This is a genomic window from Rhodanobacter sp. C05, assembly GCF_002001165.1.
Taxonomy (GTDB): domain Bacteria; phylum Pseudomonadota; class Gammaproteobacteria; order Xanthomonadales; family Rhodanobacteraceae; genus Rhodanobacter.
In genome coordinates, this window is sequence record NZ_MUNQ01000016.1 from 231,190 (window position 1) to 246,880 (window position 15,691).

The following is a 15,691-nucleotide window of genomic DNA, read 5'->3' on the forward strand; positions in this document are numbered from 1 at the left end:
ACGTCCGACCACGCTATCGCCCAGTCAGCAGCTCGTTCCCTGATATTCCTGTTCAGCCTGCCGCACCCGGCAGAGCAGCTTCCGACGATGGTCTGATTTCATACCTGCTTCCCTGCCATGGTCAAGCACACCCGTCACATCTCGCAATCATGACGACAGGACGGTATGGTTCAGGCCTCCTCCTCCAATGCCTGTGCCCCCATGTTCGAAGGATTGCGCTTCAACCACTGGAAAACCAGCGAGGGCGATGATGGCATCGTCACGCTGACACTCGACCGGGCCGACAGCAGCGTCAATGCGATTTCCCGCGCCGTGCTGGACGAGCTCGAACAGATCGTCGAGCGGCTGGGTATCGAAAAGCCGGCTGGCGTCATCATCCACTCGGCCAAGCCTGCGGGTTTTGCGGTGGGTGCCGACATCAAGGCCTTCGTCGAGTATGCGAAACACGACACCGTGCTGGAAAATATCGAGCATGGCCAACGCGTGTACGAGTCACTGGCGCGCCTGCCCTGCCCCACGGTGGCCGCCGTGCACGGTGCGTGCATGGGTGGCGGCACCGAACTGATCCTGGCCTGTAGCCAGCGCATTGCGGCTGACGACGACAAGACCCGGATCGCGCTGCCCGAAGTGATGCTCGGCATCCACCCTGGCTGGGGTGGCACCGCGCGTCTGCCGCGCCTGATCGGCGCGACCGAGGCACTGCCGCTGATGCTGACCGGCAAGTCGCTGTCGGCGAAACGCTCACTGGCTCTGGGCGTGGTCGACCGCCTCGCTCGCCCCGAGGAGTTGCTGGTCGAGGCACGCCTGCTGTTGCGACGCCCGCAGGCACGTTCGTTCGCGCACCGCGCCAAGGCATGGGCAACCAACACCTGGCTGGCACGGCAAATTCTTGCGCCGATGATGGTCAAGCAGACCGCCGCGAAGGTGCGCAAGGAACACTACCCTGCTCCGTTTGCCATGATCGATGTCTGGAAGCGCGGCGGCGCCAATATCCAGCAACGGTTGAAGCTTGAGGCACGTTCGGTCGCGAAGCTGGCGAAGACGCCAACTGCACAGAATCTGATCCGGATTTTCTTCCTGCAGGAACGGCTGAAGGGCCAGGGTAGCGGCATCGATCCAGGCATCAGGCATGTGCACGTGGTGGGTGCCGGCGTGATGGGTGGTGACATTGCCGCCTGGGCCGCCTTCAAGGGTTTCGAGGTGACCTTGCAGGATCGCGAGATGAAATTCATCCAGCCTGCACTGGATCGCGCCCGCCAGCTCTACGAGAAGAAGCTGAAGACACCCGAAAAGGTCGAGGAAACGGTTCGCCGGCTGCGCGCCGATGTCGAGGGCACGGGCGTGGCCACCGCTGATCTGGCGATCGAGGCGATCTTCGAAAACATCGAGGCCAAGCAGGCGCTGTATGCCAGCATCGAGCCACAGTTCCAGTCCGACGAGATCCTCGCCAGCAACACCTCCAGCATTCCGCTGGACGCTTTGCGCAAGAACCTGAGTGCACCGCAACGCTTCCTCGGCCTGCATTTCTTCAACCCGGTGGCGCAGATGCCACTGGTCGAAGTGGTGCGGCACGATCAGCTCGATCCGGCGATCGAGAAGCGCGCACTGGCGTTCTGCAAGGCCATCGGCAAGCTGCCCGTGGCGGTCAAGGGTAGCCCTGGCTTCCTGGTCAACCGCATCCTGATGCCCTACCTGCTTGAAGCCATGCGCCTGTATGGCGAAGGCGTGCCTGGGCCGGTACTGGATCGCGAAGCGAAAAAATTCGGCATGCCGATGGGGCCGATCGAACTGGCTGATACCGTGGGGCTGGATGTCTGTGCCTCGGTCGGCAAGGAACTCGCGCCCTTCCTCGGGCTGGAAGTGCCAGCGGGCCTGGATGCAAAGCTGGAGGCCGGCAAACGCGGCAAGAAGGACGGTCAGGGCCTGTACGTCTGGCAGGATGGAAGGCCGCAGAAGCCCGAGGTCGACAAGGACTACGTGATGCCGCCTGATCTGCAGGAACGCATGATCCTGCCGATGGTCAACGAGGCGGTCGCCTGCCTCGCCGATGGGGTAGTCGATGATGCGGACCTGCTCGATGCTGGCGTGATCTTCGGCACCGGTTTCGCGCCGTTCCGCGGCGGCCCGATCCAGTACGCGCGCAGCGAAGGCGCCGACAAACTCAAGGACAGGTTGGAGCAACTGGCCCGGCGTTATGGTGACCGCTTCAAGCCGAAGAACGGCTGGGATCATCCGGCCCTGACGCAAAGTGGTTTCGAACTGCCATCGACATCTGCAAACTGATCGACGCTACATGTGCTTCCATGAAAACGCCCGGCCATGGCCGGGCGTTTTTCAATTTCATGACTCGGTGGGCTCACCACATCAGGTCGTCAGGCACGCCGTCATCGCCTGCGTCGGCAGCAGCAGGATCAATCAGCAAGGCAAGCTGCTGCGGATCGATATCGCGTACCTGTTCGGCAATCTCGCGGCTGACCAGGAAGTAACGACCAGCCTGTTGCACCACGCCGATCTCGCCGGCATTGAGTGCCACCAGCTGTGCGGCGTCGACATGCACGCGGCGGATCTTGCCGCCGTATTCGAAGTTGCGCGGCTGATCGGCTTCCGCCTTGTTCAGCGTCTTGCCGTCGAGCAACAGCTGGATCTTCAGCTTGCGCTCACGACGCAACCTGGCCTGTTCCGCCACTTCCTGCTCGGCCCGCTTGCGTTCACTCGCTTCGGTCTGTGCGCGGATCGCATAAGCCCTGGCCAAGTCGATATCCTGCTGACTCTGTCGCGACGGCCGTACCGCATGCGCAGATGTATGCGGTTTTTCGCCCTTGCGCTGTGGCTTGCCAGACTGTGGTGGCGCCGGACGACGCTTGTCCTCGCGAGCCCGATCCGTTTGAGCCCGGTCTACTTGAACCTGTTTGACGATGCCGCTCTTGAGCAGCTGATCGCGCAGGGAATCGGCCATGAGATTGATCCGTGGTCGGTGATCTGAGTATCAGTAATGCGGGGGTGGAGGTTCGTCGTGCGGGTCGTCCGCCTGCGCGACGCGCATCGCCGAAAGCTCGCCACGCAGTTCGCGCAAGGCACGCTCCAGTGCGGCAATGCGCTGCGACAAGCCAGCGTCAGCGTTCGCCAGAGCCTGCACCGTGTCATCGATAAAGGTCAATTTGACCTCCATCTCGTCCAGCCGTTGCATGAGCACATCGTTTGCATTCATCAGGACACCCGCAGGCTGCGGCCCCGCCCGATGCCGTAATAGGCCAGACCAGCCTCCTCCACTGCTGCAGGGTCGTAGAGATTGCGCCCGTCGAAGATCGCCGGTTCAGCCAATGCGGCGCGAATGCGCTCGAAATCCGGGCTGCGAAACGCTTTCCACTCGGTGACCACAACCAGCACATCGGCGCCCTGCAAGGCAGCATGCGCGTGCTCGCACAACACCAGGTCATGGCGCTCGCCGTACAACCGGCGTGTTTCCTCGCGCGCTTCCGGGTCGAACGCTCGCACCTTCGCGCCAGCGCTCCATAGCGCCTCCATCAGATACCGGCTGGACGCCTCGCGCATGTCGTCGGTGTTCGGCTTGAACGCCAGTCCCCACAGCGCGATGGTCCTGCCTGCGAGCTGACCGTGAAAATGACGGGAGATCAGTTCGAACAGCTTGACCTTCTGATCATGGTTCACCGCCTCGACGGCTGTGAGCAGACGGGCGTCATAACCATAACTGCGCGCCGTGCGTTCCAGCGCCTGCACATCCTTCGGGAAACAGGAGCCGCCATAACCGGCGCCCGGATAGATGAAGTGATAACCGATTCGCGGATCCGAACCGATGCCCTGGCGCACCAGTTCCACATCGGCGCCCACCCGCTCGGCGATATTCGCGATCTCGTTCATGAAGCTGATCTTGGTCGCCAGCATTGCATTGGCCGCGTACTTGGTCAGCTCGGCCGAACGCTCATCCATCACCACCATGCGTTCGTGATTGCGGTTGAACGGCGCATAGAGCTTGCGCAGCAACGCCACCGCACGTTCGCTCGAAGCGCCGACGATGATCCGGTCCGGCCGCAGGCAGTCCTCCACGGCAGCACCTTCCTTCAGGAATTCCGGATTGGAGACCACATCGAACGCGACCGAGGCCCGACGTGCCGCGAGCTCGCCTGCGACCGCTTCACGAACGCGGTCGGCAGTACCCACCGGCACCGTCGATTTGTTCACGACAACGCAGTAACGATCCAGCTGACGACCAACGGTGCGTGCCACTTCCAGCACATAGCTGAGGTCCGCACTGCCATCTTCGTCCGGTGGCGTGCCGACGGCGATGAAGATCACTTCGCCGTGCGCGATAGCCATCGCAGAGTCCGTGGTGAAATCCAGCTGACCACCTGCATGGTTGCGTTTGACGATCGCTTCCAGGCCTGGTTCGTAAATGGGAATGTCGCCGTGCTTCAGGCGTTCGATCTTGGCCGCATCGATATCGACGCAAACCACATGGTTGCCCATTTCGGCCAGGCAGGCGCCAGTGACCAAACCGACATAACCGGTACCAAAGATCGTGACCTTCATCATCGTCGCGACGATTTCCTTGAGATGAGCCGCCTATTCTAACCGCGCAATGGCAGCGGCATGGGATGCCATCCCAAAGACAGAAGGGGCGCGAATCGCTTCGCGCCCCTTCTTGATGTCGCTGCGGTGATTCCGCGACCGCTTACTTGCCGTCAGGACCACCGGCACCAGCCGGCGTCGGCGCCGTGCTGACCAGAGTCACGTCGAAGATCAGCGTTTCATTCGGAGCCATCTGCTGCTGCGGCTCAGCACCGTAGGCCAGCGACGCCGGAATGAACAGCTTGTAGTGGCCGCCCACCTGCATCAGCTGCAGACCTTCGCGGAAGCCCGGAAGCACGCCGCCCAGCGGAATCTTGGCGGTGCCGCCCGGCGGATGCTTGGCGGAGGCATCGAACACTTCACCGTCGATGAGGCTACCGGTGTAGTTGATCTCAACCGTGTCGGTCGGACCCGGACGTGCACCGGTGCCCTGCGAAATAACCTGATACTGCAGGCCCGACGCCGTGGTCTTCACGCCGGCAACCTTCTTGTTCTTGGCCAGGAACGCATCGCCGTCCTGCTTGTTCTTTGCAGCCATGGCTTCGTATTCGGCCTTGGCCTTGGTCTGGTACTCGGTCATGAAGCCCTTCCACACCGTGTTGGCTTCAGTCTCGGACATGGTCGGCTTCTGACCAGACAGGGCAGCCGTGACTGCCTGACCAACCGCTACCGGATCCACGAGCCCGCGCATCGGGCCAGGAATCTGACCGACCATCTGGAAGCCGAGCAGCTGACTGGCCTTGGCCTTGTCGATCGTGCCTGCGGTGCTGCTGGCAGTGCCAGTCTTGGCGGCCTGGGCGTACACGCCCGCCGTCATGCCCAGCGCAACAGCCATCGCGGCCGCCGTCAGCGTGGGACGCAGAAAATGCTTCATTCGAAACTCCCTCGTGTTTGGATATGCCGGCGTTGCCGGCCGGGCCCCCCCAATGGAGGCAGGCCACGCATTGTGCGGTGCTTGTCCGGTCTTGGCAACGTTGCCAAGCTCCGACCGTCAGTCAGCATAAAGGTTCCATGAACCGTGATTGCCGGTCAGCCGGGGCCGCCTGAGGACGGCCCCGGTTTGTTCAGGGTTTCCTTCAGCGCCGCCTGCAGGCGGGCGTGCATCTGGACCAGACCGCGCCACAACACCACGGCCAGCACGACACCAAACACCACCAACAACAGCGCAATGCCACGCGGAGGCAGGATGGTCGAGCCGAGCACACTGACCAGCAATGCCAGCGCCAGCAGGGTGACCAGCGGAATGACCCGTGCAAGCACATTGCGGATGGCTTGCGTGTATGACCCGGCAAACCGTTCGCGTATGCCGATCTCGGCCAGCAACATGCCTAATGCCTCGGCCTTCCGGTAAACCGCAATCAGCATCGGCAAGGACAGGAACAGGGCACACGCCCAGATCAGCGTATGCCGCAAGTCGCGACTGATGCCAAACGTCGCAAACCAGCTCCAGTTGTGCGCGTTGACATAGGCGCCCACCATGAACAGGGTCACGACCAGCAGCACGTTGATCGCGATATGCCACAGCAACCGACGGAAGATCGCTGCAATCGCCGCGTTCTCGTTGACCGGCTTGAGATTTTCCAGCCAGCCGCTGTAACTGGTTGCAAGCAGCCGGATCGAACGCGGTGTCATCCGGCGCAAACCATCCGCCAAACCATCCGCCGAGCGTGTCAGGTATGGCGATGCGGCCATGCAGATTACCGATACCGCCACCGCGATCGGGTAGATGAAATTGCTGATCACGCCAAGCGAGAGTCCGAGCGTGGCGATCACGAACGAGAACTCGCCGATCTGCGCCATGCCCAGACCCGAGCGCAGCGCCGTACGCGCGTCGTGGCCGACCACGAAGATGCCAAGACTGCACGCCAACGTCTTGCCCACGATCACCGCAGCTGCGATCAACAATGCCGGCAACGCGTACTGCACCAGCATCGACGGATCGATCTTCAGGCCGATCGCCACGAAGAACAGCGCCGCGAACATGTCGCGCAGCGGTTCCACCAGATGCAGTACGCGCCCCACGTTCCGCGATTCGGCCACCACCGCCCCGGCCAGAAATGCACCCAACGCCACACTGAAACCCATCCAGGCCGCCAGCAGGCTGGCGCCGAAGCAGATGCCCAGCACGCTGACCAGCAAGGTTTCATCGCGACCGAAGCCGGCCACGTAATCCACCAGCCGCGGCAGCAGCAACAGGCCGAGGATCATCCCCACCACCACGAACAGACCCAAGTGGCCGATCAGGGTGAATGCCGCTTCCGCTTGCACCGAGCCACCAATCGCCACCGCGGTCAGCAAGGTAAGCATGACGATCGCAAGCATGTCCTCGGCCACCAGCAGGCCCACCACCAATTGCGCAAAAGGCCGATGCCGCTGACCACCTTCGGCCAGCGTACGGGTCGCCACCATGGTCGATGACAACGAGATGATCGCGCCGAGGAAAAGCGCATCCATGCCCCTCCAGCCGAACAAGCCGCCGATGCCCGCACCGATCCACAACATCAGGCCAACTTCGCCCACCGCCACGGCCAGCACGCCGATGCCGACCTCGCGCAACTTGCGCACGCTGAACTCCAGCCCCAGCGTAAACATCAGCAGCACGACACCGAGATTGGAAATGTCATCGATCGCGCGCGGATCGGCCACCAGCATCCCCGGCGTATGTGGGCCGATCAGTACGCCAGCCAGGATGTAGCCCAGCAGCACCGGCTGACGCAGGCGCTGGAACAGGATCGTGGTGGCACCGGCCACCAGCATCACCATGGCAAGATCGCGAATGAAACCGATTTCGTGCATGCCCAACTCTTCAAGCAGCAGATCACCGCAGCTTAAACGAACCACGATCGACATCTGCTCGATCGTCAACGACTTTTGCAATCAACTTCGTCGTTCAATGAACGTGAAAAAAAGCTTGACGGATATCCGGCTCGGACCTATTCTTTCGGGCTTCCAGCGGCGGGGCCATAGCTCAGCTGGGAGAGCGCCTGCATGGCATGCAGGAGGTCGGCGGTTCGATCCCGCCTGGCTCCACCAACTTGAATTGTCCCCATCGTCTAGAGGCCTAGGACATCACCCTTTCACGGTGGCGACCGGGGTTCGAATCCCCGTGGGGACGCCAAGTTGGCCCGCAATAGCTGGAAAGAAATGTGGAGCGGTAGTTCAGTTGGTTAGAATGCTGGCCTGTCACGCCGGAGGTCGCGGGTTCGAGTCCCGTCCGCTCCGCCACTGAAACGGAAAGCCCGCCTTGTGCGGGTTTTTTGTTGCCCGTCGTTTGGCCGTATCGATTTGATGCCCTGGTTACGTTTCCGGCCGCAAGGTACCGGTGGAGTGGCCTTGCTCTACCAGATATTCCAGCCAACGCGAGAGGAACCCATTCATGCGCAGGCGATGCTGAAACACCGTATGCGCCGGTGTGAATGGTCCCAACACCTGCCACAGATGCCGCCCGGGATGGCAGTGCATGGCCTCGGCCACATGCGCATCGGTATACATCCGCAGCTGTGCAGATGGCGCACGCTGGCCTGTATGCGCATCGACGAAACCATAGGTAAGCTCGAGCTCAAGCGTGTACGGATGACACTCCTGCACATGCAGATGCACATCCAGCCCGTCATCCACATCGGAGACATAGCGACCGGGGGCGAGTCGCTGCGGTGCGAACAAGCGTGTCAGCCGATGGTAATTTTCCGCATACAGCCCCATCAGGAACTCGAAGCGTCCCGGCAACAGGCTGTTGCGATTGTCCAGTACAACGCTCATGGCTAGTGCGGCAACTCCGGTTGGTCGTCAGAACATGGTTCGTTCGATCCCGAAACGATCGAAGATCTTGCTGGCGATCTCCTCGATCGACACATGCGTGGTGTTGAGACTGGGAATGCCGGCGTGACGCATCAACTTGTCAGCCTGCTCCAGCTCCCAGCGGCATTGCTGCAAGGTGGCATAACGACTGCCGGCACGACGCTGCTCGCGAATCTGCGCCAGCCGCTGCGGCTCGATGGTCAGGCCGAACAGACGATCGCGATAGGGGCGCAGGCGTGCCGGCAATTCGAGCTTGTCGAGGTCATCGTCGGTCAGCGGATAGTTGGCGGCACTGACGCCGTAATGCAAGGCCATGTACAGACAAGTCGGCGTCTTGCCGGAACGCGATACACCGACCAGGATCAGGTCGGCCTGCGCGTAATCCACATCCATGCCGTCGTCATGGGAAAGCGCGTAATTGGTCGCGTTGATGCGCGCCTCATACTTCTCGAAATCGACCATCCCATGCGAGCGGTTGACCGCACCCGAACGCTTGGCCCCCAGCTCATCCTCCAGCGGGCCGATGAACGGCGCGAAGACATCCAGCATCAGCGCGCCACTGGCGGCAACGATGTCGCACAGCGCGCGTTCGGCCATGGTGTTCACCACGATCGGCCGCTGACCGCTTTGCGCGTAATTGGTCTTGATGCGCAATGCGGCCGCCTCCGCCTTCTGCGCGTCATCGGTGAACGGCAGGCGATGCTTGTCGAACTGCACACCCTCGAACTGAGCGAGGATGCTGTTGCCGATCGTCTCCGCAGTAATACCAGTGGAGTCGGAGATGAAGAAAACCGTTCGCTGCATACAGGGACCTGGTTGCTGGAATACGTACGTCTGCACCATAACCCAAGCGGAAAACGCTGTCGCCGATTGACTGCGCGCTGACTGGTATGCCGTTGGAATCACCTCCCGAAGCAATGGTCTTCTTGTGCTGCGCATCATCGACAGCGGACAATACCAGTCCTTTGCGACCCGCCTCGGGTCTGCCTGCCGCATCCATACCGCTATCCATCGAATGCTCTTGAGGAGACACCCTTGAACGATCTGGTGCTTTGGCTCGACCAACTGCGCATGACTGACCTGGGCAAGGTTGGCGGCAAGAACGCCTCGCTCGGCGAAATGATCGGCAATCTCGCCAAGCTTGGCGTGTCGGTACCGGGTGGCTTTGCCACCACTGCCGATGCGTTCCAGCAGTATCTGGAAAAGAGCGGTCTGGCCAAGCGGATCCAGGAACGCCTGGCCTCACTCGACGTCGATGACGTCGACACGCTGGTGGTGGCCGGCAAGGAGATCCGTGGCTGGATCGTCGATACCACCCTGCCCGCCGAACTTGAACAGGCGATCCGCGCGGCCTACATCAAGCTGTGCAAGGACGCCGGTGCCGACGACATCGCCGTCGCCGTGCGCTCCTCCGCCACTGCCGAGGATCTGCCGGACGCCTCGTTCGCCGGCCAGCAGGAAACCTTCCTCAACGTGGTCGGCATCGACGACGTGCTGCACAAGGTGAAGGAAGTCTTCGCTTCGCTGTACAACGACCGTGCCATCGCCTACCGCGTGCACCAGGGCTTCAAGCACGAGGACGTGTTCCTGTCCGCTGGTGTGCAGCTGATGGTGCGTTCGGATGTGGGTGCTTCCGGCGTGCTGTTCACGCTGGACACCGAGTCGGGTTTCCGTGACGTAGTGTTTGTCACCGGTTCGTACGGTCTTGGCGAGATGGTCGTGCAAGGTGCGGTGAATCCGGACGAGTTCTACGTGTTCAAGCCCACCTTGAACGCCGGCAAGCCGGCCGTGCTGCGCCGGAATCTCGGCGCCAAGCAGCTGCGCATGGTGTATTCCAACGCACCGGGCGAGCGCGTCCGGACCGAAGACACACCTGCCGAGATGCGCAACAAGTTCTGCATCAATGACGAGGACGTGCAGGAACTGGCGCGTCAGTCCCTGATCATCGAGAAGCATTACGGGCGCCCGATGGATATCGAATGGGCGAAGGACGGCAACACCGGCAAGCTGTACATCGTGCAGGCCCGTCCGGAAACGGTGAAGTCGCGCGCCCATGCGACTCAGCTAGAACGCTTCAGCCTCAACGAAAAGGGCAAGGTTCTCGCCGAGGGACGCTCGATCGGGCAAAAGATTGGCGCCGGCAAGGCGCGCGTGATCCGCTCGCTGGCTGACATGAACAAGGTGCAGCCGGGCGATGTGCTGATCGCCGACATGACCGACCCCGATTGGGAGCCGGTGATGAAGCGCGCCTCCGCGATCGTCACCAATCGTGGTGGTCGCACCTGTCACGCGGCAATCATCGCGCGCGAGCTGGGCGTCCCGGCGGTGGTCGGCACCGGCAACGCGCTGGACAAGATTCCGGACGGCACCGAGGTCACCGTGTCCTGCGCTGAAGGCGATACCGGCACGATCTACGAGGGCATCCTGAAGTTCGAGCGCATCACTGCCGATCTCGGTGCGATGCCTGCGGCGCCGCTGAAGATCATGATGAACGTGGCCAACCCGGAGCGTGCTTTTGATTTCGGGATGCTGCCGAACGCAGGCATCGGCCTGGCACGTCTCGAGATGATCATCGCCAGCCACATCGGCGTGCACCCGAAGGCACTGCTCGAATACGCCAAGCAGGATGCCGCAACCAAGGCGAAGATCGACGAGCGCATCGCCGGCTACGCCGATCCGGTGAGCTTCTACGTCGACCGCCTCGCCGAAGGCATCGCCACCATCGCCGCATCGGTCTATCCGAAGCCGGTGATCGTGCGCCTGTCTGATTTCAAGTCCAACGAATACGCCGGTCTGCTCGGCGGCTCGCGCTACGAGCCACACGAAGAAAACCCGATGATCGGCTTCCGTGGCGCCAGTCGCTATGTCGATCCCAGCTTCGCCGAAGCGTTCGGGCTGGAGTGCAAGGCGGTCAAGCACGTGCGCGAAGTAATGGGCCTCGACAACGTCTGGGTGATGATCCCGTTCGTGCGCACGTTGGGCGAAGGTCGCAAGGTCATCGAAGTGCTGGCCAAGAACGGCCTCAAGCAGGGCGAGCACGACCTGAAAGTCATCATGATGTGCGAAGTACCCTCGAACGCCCTGCTCGCCGATGAATTCCTCGACATCTTCGATGGCTTCTCGATCGGCTCCAACGACCTGACCCAGCTCACGCTCGGTCTCGATCGCGACTCCAGCATCGTTGCCAGCCTGTTCGACGAGCGCGACCCGGCGGTGAAGAAATTGCTGTCGATGGCGATCAAGACCGCCCGCGCCAAGGGCAAGTACATCGGCATCTGCGGTCAGGGCCCGAGTGATCACCCGGATCTGGCCGAGTGGCTGATGGAACAGGGCATCGAATCGCTGTCCCTGAACCCGGACACCGTGGTCGATACTTGGCTGCGATTGGCAAAAAAGAAGGCCGAGTGAGTCGTTTTCGCCTTCTGGCCGGACACATCTGACATTGCAGCGCAACAAAAGGGCCGGAATCATCCGGCCCTTTTCATTTCATGAGTTCTACTAAACCGCCTTCGGCTCGTTAGTTATCCGTTGTCCCATAAGGGACAGCCAGCCTTGGCGTCACGTTATTTCTTGCGCAACCATTCGCCTCCCGCGCCGATCGTGCACTGCAACTTGCCCCGGCGAGACGCCATCGGTAGCGTTCATACACACGTTTCAATCCAATATTTGAAGCGGGCGTCAGCGCCATTTACCGACACTCGCCTTGGGGCACACGATTTGAGTACAACTCAACGCCACGGCCACAGCGATACCCGCAAACGGTTGCTTGAAGCCACCGAATGGTTGTTTATCGACCGCGGTTACGAGGCGATGTCGCTGCGTCACATCACGGCTCGAGCCGGCGCCAATCTCGCGGCAGTGAACTATCACTTCGGCAGCAAGGAAGCGTTGATGCAGGAGTTGCTGTCGCAACGCCTGGATCGACTCAACCGTGAGCGCCTGCAGCTGCTCAGCACCTGCGAGCAGTTGAATCCCGAAAGCCTGGATGCCACGACCGTGCTCGGCATGCTGTTCGTACCCGCGTTCCGACTCAGTCATGGCAGCGCGTCAGGACCGGCCTTCATGCGCCTGCTCGGCCGGGTCTACAGCGATCCCTCACCCTTCATCCATGGCTATCTGCAAGAACACTACCGGTCGATCTCCGGACGTTTCTTCGAGGCGTTCTCGCGCGCTCTGCCCGCACTGCCACGCCACGAACTCGGGTTGCGCCTGCACTTCGCGCTGAAGGCGCTGTCCGGGATGCTGGCCGGTGAGGACATGCAGGAACTGATTGCCAGCATCAGCAAGGGTGAGGCGATCAACGACGCGGAACTGCTGGCGCGGCTGATTTCGCTGATATCCCCCATACTCACCGCCCCTTTCGACAGTCCGGAACAGATCCAGCTGATCGACCGGATACTGCAACTGGACAACAGCAGTGCCATCGCCAGCACCGAACCCGTTGCTACACCGCGCCATGAGACCCGTGGCACGCTCGGCGACCAACAATGGATCAAGGAAGGGAGGCTGGCCTCCTGAAGAAGAAAACAATCACCAGCCATCATCGGTACCGAAATAGCCGATTACTGCCCCAGCCACATCAGTACGTAACCAAGAAGCCAACATTCTGTGGGCACCCACCCCAGACTGCCATCACAGGAGAACTATCGTGAACCGTCATACCTTGCAGCGTTTTGCACGTTTCGGCACCCAGGCCAGCCTCGCACTGGCCGTTGCGGCCGCCCTGATGCATCCACTTCGCGCCGAAGCTGGTGCATTCCAGCTCCCGACCGACAACGCTGCCGGTTGGGCGCGCGCCAATGCCGGTGGCTCGCTGTTCGCCAACGATCCCACCGCCGTATTCAACAATCCGGCTGCGATGGCTTTCTTCACGGGGCCGGTGCTCCAGGTCACAGGTACAGGCATTCGTCCAAGCTCACAGTTCGACGGTTCCTTCCGCGACGAGCAGGGCAACCCGACCACCGGCAACAACCCGAACGGCTTCGGCAAGTTCGTGCCGTTCCCGAACATGGCCTTTGCCGCACCGGTCAGCGACCGCCTTACCCTCGGCGGCAGCCTTACGGTGCCATTCGGCCTCGCCAGCAATTACAGCCCGGACTGGCAGGGGCGCTATTTCGGCTCCAAGACCAGCCTGGAATCGATCGCCGTGAGCTTCGCGGCCGGCTTCAAGGTCAACGATCAGTTCTCCCTCGGCGCGGGCATTCTGGGCCAGCGCACCAAGGCACAGCTCAACACCATGCTCGACCCGTACGGCTCGGCGGCAGCCCTGTTCGGCGCACCCATCCTCGGGCCGCCGCAGAGCGGTGATGTACAGCTGAACGTGACCGTCAAGAAGAACTTTGCATTCGGCTACTACCTTGGCGCCGAATTCAAACCGACCCAGCAGGACTCCATTGGCCTGAGCTATCACTCGCGCGTAAACCAGACGCTGGGCGGCCACTACGCACTTTATGGCAGCGATGCCGGCAAGCAGCTGATCGCGCTGGCCCCGGTCGTATTTCCGAATGCCAACCTGCCCGTACTGAATCCGGATGGTGCTGCCGCTAGCGCCAATCTCAATACGCCGGCATTCGCCAGCATCGACTGGCTGCATGCGTTCAGCGATCGCCTGAGCGTGGCCGCCACCATGAAGTGGACACAGTGGTCCAACTTCCAGAGCCTGGTACTCACCTCGAACGGCCAGACGCTGGTCAACCTGCCGCAGAAGTACAGCAACAGCTTCATGTACGCGGTCGGTGGCGACTACAAGTTGAACGACCAGTGGACGCTGCGCGCAGGCGTCGGCTATGACGAAACCCCGACCAACATCATCAGCCGCGACCCACGCATTCCGGACGGCTCCCGTCGTCTGGTCGGCTTCGGCGTCGGCTACCAGGCTACCGATCACATGACGGTCGACCTGGGTTATCAGCATCAGTTCGTCGGCGATACGTCAGTAAGCCAGACCAACCAGGTAGGTCTGGGTGCCGGCACGATGAATGGCAAGTTCAACGACCACGGCGACGTGCTCAGCCTGTCGGGTACCTATCGCTTCTGAGTGATGTTGCAGCTGTCAAAGACAAGGGCCGCGCAAGCGGCCCTTGTCTTTTCTGCCGATCAGGCCGACTCAGCTTGAGCGCACGATGATCGCGGTGATGTTGTCGTCGCCACCACCATCCAGTGCGCTGAGCAGCAACTGATCGACACATTCCTGCGAAGCCAGGTCAGTGCGCGCGACGGTATGCCCGATCGAAGCATCGCTGACACCTTCGGTCAGACCGTCACTGCACAACAGGAAAGCCATGCCAGATTCAAGCTGTCCACGTGCCATGCCGATGTGCAACTGCTCGGCAGCGGTTACCCCCAACGCCTGGGTAAGCACACTGCGTTGCGGATGCTGTGATGCCTGTGCCGGATCGAGCCGACCAGCCTCGACCAGGGCCTGCACCAGCGAGTGGTCATGACTGATCTGCCGCAGTTCCTGCTTCCACAAGTAGATCCGGCTGTCACCTACCCAGGCTACTTCGTAGCCGTCCGGGATCAGGCGCAAGACTGCAATCGTGGTGCCCATCGGAAGCAGGTCGAAGCTGGGACGAGCGTATGCTTCCAGCCGTTTGGCGGCACCCTGTACGGCCTCGATCAGACTGTGCCCGCGACTGACCAGATCGACCATGGCATCGCGCACCAAGGCCGATGCGACCTCGCCATGCTGGTGCCCACCCATGCCATCGGCCACAAGAAAGAGGCCGAGTGAAGCATCGGCGTAATACGTATCCTCATTGCGCGTGCGGCGCAGGCCGACATGCGTTCCGTGTCCGAATTCGATCATGGGTCTTCAGATAAGACGAGCTGTTGCAGCATGCCGGAACTGCTGCTGGTTGTCACGGCAAGTTGCCTCGCGTATCATTCCCGGCTCGCATGAACCACCATGCAACCCACTGGAGAGGTGGCAGAGTGGTCGAATGTACCTGACTCGAAATCAGGCGTGCGTGTAAGCGCACCGTGGGTTCGAATCCCACCCTCTCCGCCAGAAAAGCAAAACGCCCCCATGTGGGGCGTTTTGCTTTTCTGATGGTGACGGCTGGGTGAGAACCCACCGGTTCGACAAATTCGTCCGGAACGAATTTGGACAGCCGAACGGCTGGCCCCGCAGCGAAGCGGAGGGGTTCGGCCCAAGGATGGGCCGAACAATCCCACCCGCATCCCCAACGCCAGTTTCGATGTCGGGTTTCTTGATGCCGAGCTGGCGCGGCTGGACAACGGCAACGGCCGGATCGGTGACCGCTGCAGTGTGCTCGACACGCTGGCGATGGCGCGCGAACGTTAT

General features: G+C 61.6%; 12 protein-coding genes, 4 tRNA genes and 1 pseudogene. 9 read left to right on the forward strand and 8 right to left on the reverse strand.

Annotation, left to right across the window (positions count from 1 at the left end):
• Positions 1-201 precede the first annotated feature (201 nt).
• Entirely contained in the window at positions 202-2,283 is a 2,082-nt protein-coding gene (locus tag B0E51_RS14340; protein WP_077445543.1) for a 3-hydroxyacyl-CoA dehydrogenase NAD-binding domain-containing protein, read from the forward strand.
• Positions 2,284-2,356: 73 nt separating this feature from the next.
• Here B0E51_RS14340 and B0E51_RS14345 read toward each other — a convergent pair whose 3' ends face one another.
• From B0E51_RS14345 to B0E51_RS14365, 5 genes are all read right to left on the reverse strand, one after another.
• A complete protein-coding gene (locus B0E51_RS14345) occupies positions 2,357-2,956 on the reverse strand; it encodes a DUF2058 family protein (protein WP_077445544.1) in 600 nt (199 codons plus the stop codon).
• Positions 2,957-2,986: 30 nt separating this feature from the next.
• A complete protein-coding gene (locus B0E51_RS14350; protein ID WP_077445545.1) occupies positions 2,987-3,211 on the reverse strand; it encodes a SlyX family protein in 225 nt (74 codons plus the stop codon).
• The gene (locus B0E51_RS14355) at positions 3,208-4,548 is read right to left on the reverse strand and encodes a UDP-glucose/GDP-mannose dehydrogenase family protein (protein WP_077445572.1); all 1,341 of its coding nucleotides are present in this window, start codon (positions 4,546-4,548) and stop codon (positions 3,208-3,210) included. Before B0E51_RS14355 ends, B0E51_RS14350 begins: the two co-directional genes overlap by 4 nt.
• A gap of 142 nt (positions 4,549-4,690) precedes the next feature.
• The gene (locus tag B0E51_RS14360) at positions 4,691-5,461 is read right to left on the reverse strand and encodes an FKBP-type peptidyl-prolyl cis-trans isomerase (RefSeq protein ID WP_077445546.1); all 771 of its coding nucleotides are present in this window, start codon (positions 5,459-5,461) and stop codon (positions 4,691-4,693) included.
• A 155-nt stretch (positions 5,462-5,616) separates the two neighbouring features.
• Positions 5,617-7,383 carry a cation:proton antiporter gene (locus B0E51_RS14365; protein ID WP_077445573.1) on the reverse strand — a complete coding sequence of 589 codons (1,767 nt, stop codon included), beginning with the start codon at positions 7,381-7,383 and terminating at the stop codon, positions 5,617-5,619.
• Between the two features lie 161 nt (positions 7,384-7,544).
• Here B0E51_RS14365 and B0E51_RS14370 point away from each other — a divergent pair.
• The 3 genes from B0E51_RS14370 to B0E51_RS14380 all read left to right on the forward strand — a co-directional run bounded on the left by B0E51_RS14370 (position 7,545) and on the right by B0E51_RS14380 (position 7,812).
• Positions 7,545-7,620 (forward strand) — tRNA-Ala (locus B0E51_RS14370).
• 9 nt (positions 7,621-7,629) lie between these two features.
• Positions 7,630-7,705: transfer RNA gene (locus B0E51_RS14375), tRNA-Glu, on the forward strand.
• 30 nt (positions 7,706-7,735) lie between these two features.
• A tRNA-Asp gene (locus B0E51_RS14380) sits at positions 7,736-7,812 on the forward strand.
• Between the two features lie 72 nt (positions 7,813-7,884).
• Here B0E51_RS14380 and B0E51_RS14385 read toward each other — a convergent pair.
• A complete protein-coding gene (locus B0E51_RS14385) occupies positions 7,885-8,346 on the reverse strand; it encodes a DUF1249 domain-containing protein (RefSeq protein WP_077445547.1) in 462 nt (153 codons plus the stop codon).
• Positions 8,347-8,373: 27 nt separating this feature from the next.
• Positions 8,374-9,189, reverse strand: coding sequence for a pyruvate, water dikinase regulatory protein (locus tag B0E51_RS14390; RefSeq protein ID WP_077445548.1), 816 nt, complete (start codon positions 9,187-9,189; stop codon positions 8,374-8,376).
• A gap of 231 nt (positions 9,190-9,420) precedes the next feature.
• Here B0E51_RS14390 and ppsA point away from each other — a divergent pair, with 231 nt between their 5' ends.
• The 3 genes from ppsA to B0E51_RS14405 all read left to right on the forward strand — a co-directional run bounded on the left by ppsA (position 9,421) and on the right by B0E51_RS14405 (position 14,422).
• Positions 9,421-11,793, forward strand: a complete 2,373-nt coding sequence (ppsA, locus tag B0E51_RS14395; protein WP_077445549.1) for a phosphoenolpyruvate synthase — start codon at positions 9,421-9,423, stop codon at positions 11,791-11,793.
• A gap of 309 nt (positions 11,794-12,102) precedes the next feature.
• Positions 12,103-12,903: a TetR/AcrR family transcriptional regulator gene (locus B0E51_RS14400; RefSeq protein WP_077445550.1), complete on the forward strand. Its 801-nt coding sequence runs from the start codon at positions 12,103-12,105 to the stop codon at positions 12,901-12,903.
• 130 nt (positions 12,904-13,033) lie between these two features.
• On the forward strand, positions 13,034-14,422 hold the full coding sequence (locus B0E51_RS14405; RefSeq protein WP_077445551.1) for an outer membrane protein transport protein: 1,389 nt from the start codon (positions 13,034-13,036) through the stop codon (positions 14,420-14,422).
• A gap of 69 nt (positions 14,423-14,491) precedes the next feature.
• Here B0E51_RS14405 and B0E51_RS14410 read toward each other — a convergent pair whose 3' ends face one another.
• Positions 14,492-15,193 carry a protein phosphatase 2C domain-containing protein gene (locus B0E51_RS14410; protein ID WP_077445552.1) on the reverse strand — a complete coding sequence of 234 codons (702 nt, stop codon included), beginning with the start codon at positions 15,191-15,193 and terminating at the stop codon, positions 14,492-14,494.
• 111 nt (positions 15,194-15,304) lie between these two features.
• Between B0E51_RS14410 and B0E51_RS14415 the strand changes: the two genes are divergently transcribed.
• Together B0E51_RS14415 and B0E51_RS19775 are read left to right on the forward strand one after the other, a co-directional pair.
• Positions 15,305-15,394: transfer RNA gene (locus tag B0E51_RS14415), tRNA-Ser, on the forward strand.
• Between the two features lie 171 nt (positions 15,395-15,565).
• A pseudogene (locus B0E51_RS19775) lies at positions 15,566-15,691 on the forward strand (DNA polymerase III subunit epsilon); the annotation flags it as partial.

Bases quoted from the DNA above. Each gene is read 5' to 3' on its own strand.
- B0E51_RS14345 (WP_077445544.1), bottom strand. From the start codon at position 2,956: ATGGCCGATTCCCTGCGCGATCAGCTGCTCAAGAGCGGCATCGTCAAA.
- B0E51_RS14360 (WP_077445546.1), bottom strand. From the start codon at position 5,461: ATGAAGCATTTTCTGCGTCCCACGCTGACGGCGGCCGCGATGGCTGTT.
- B0E51_RS14390 (WP_077445548.1), bottom strand. From the start codon at position 9,189: ATGCAGCGAACGGTTTTCTTCATCTCCGACTCCACTGGTATTACTGCG.
- B0E51_RS14340 (WP_077445543.1), top strand. From the start codon at position 202: ATGTTCGAAGGATTGCGCTTCAACCACTGGAAAACCAGCGAGGGCGAT.
- B0E51_RS14365 (WP_077445573.1), bottom strand. From the start codon at position 7,383: ATGCACGAAATCGGTTTCATTCGCGATCTTGCCATGGTGATGCTGGTG.
- B0E51_RS14385 (WP_077445547.1), bottom strand. From the start codon at position 8,346: ATGAGCGTTGTACTGGACAATCGCAACAGCCTGTTGCCGGGACGCTTC.
- B0E51_RS14355 (WP_077445572.1), bottom strand. From the start codon at position 4,548: ATGAAGGTCACGATCTTTGGTACCGGTTATGTCGGTTTGGTCACTGGC.
- B0E51_RS14410 (WP_077445552.1), bottom strand. From the start codon at position 15,193: ATGATCGAATTCGGACACGGAACGCATGTCGGCCTGCGCCGCACGCGC.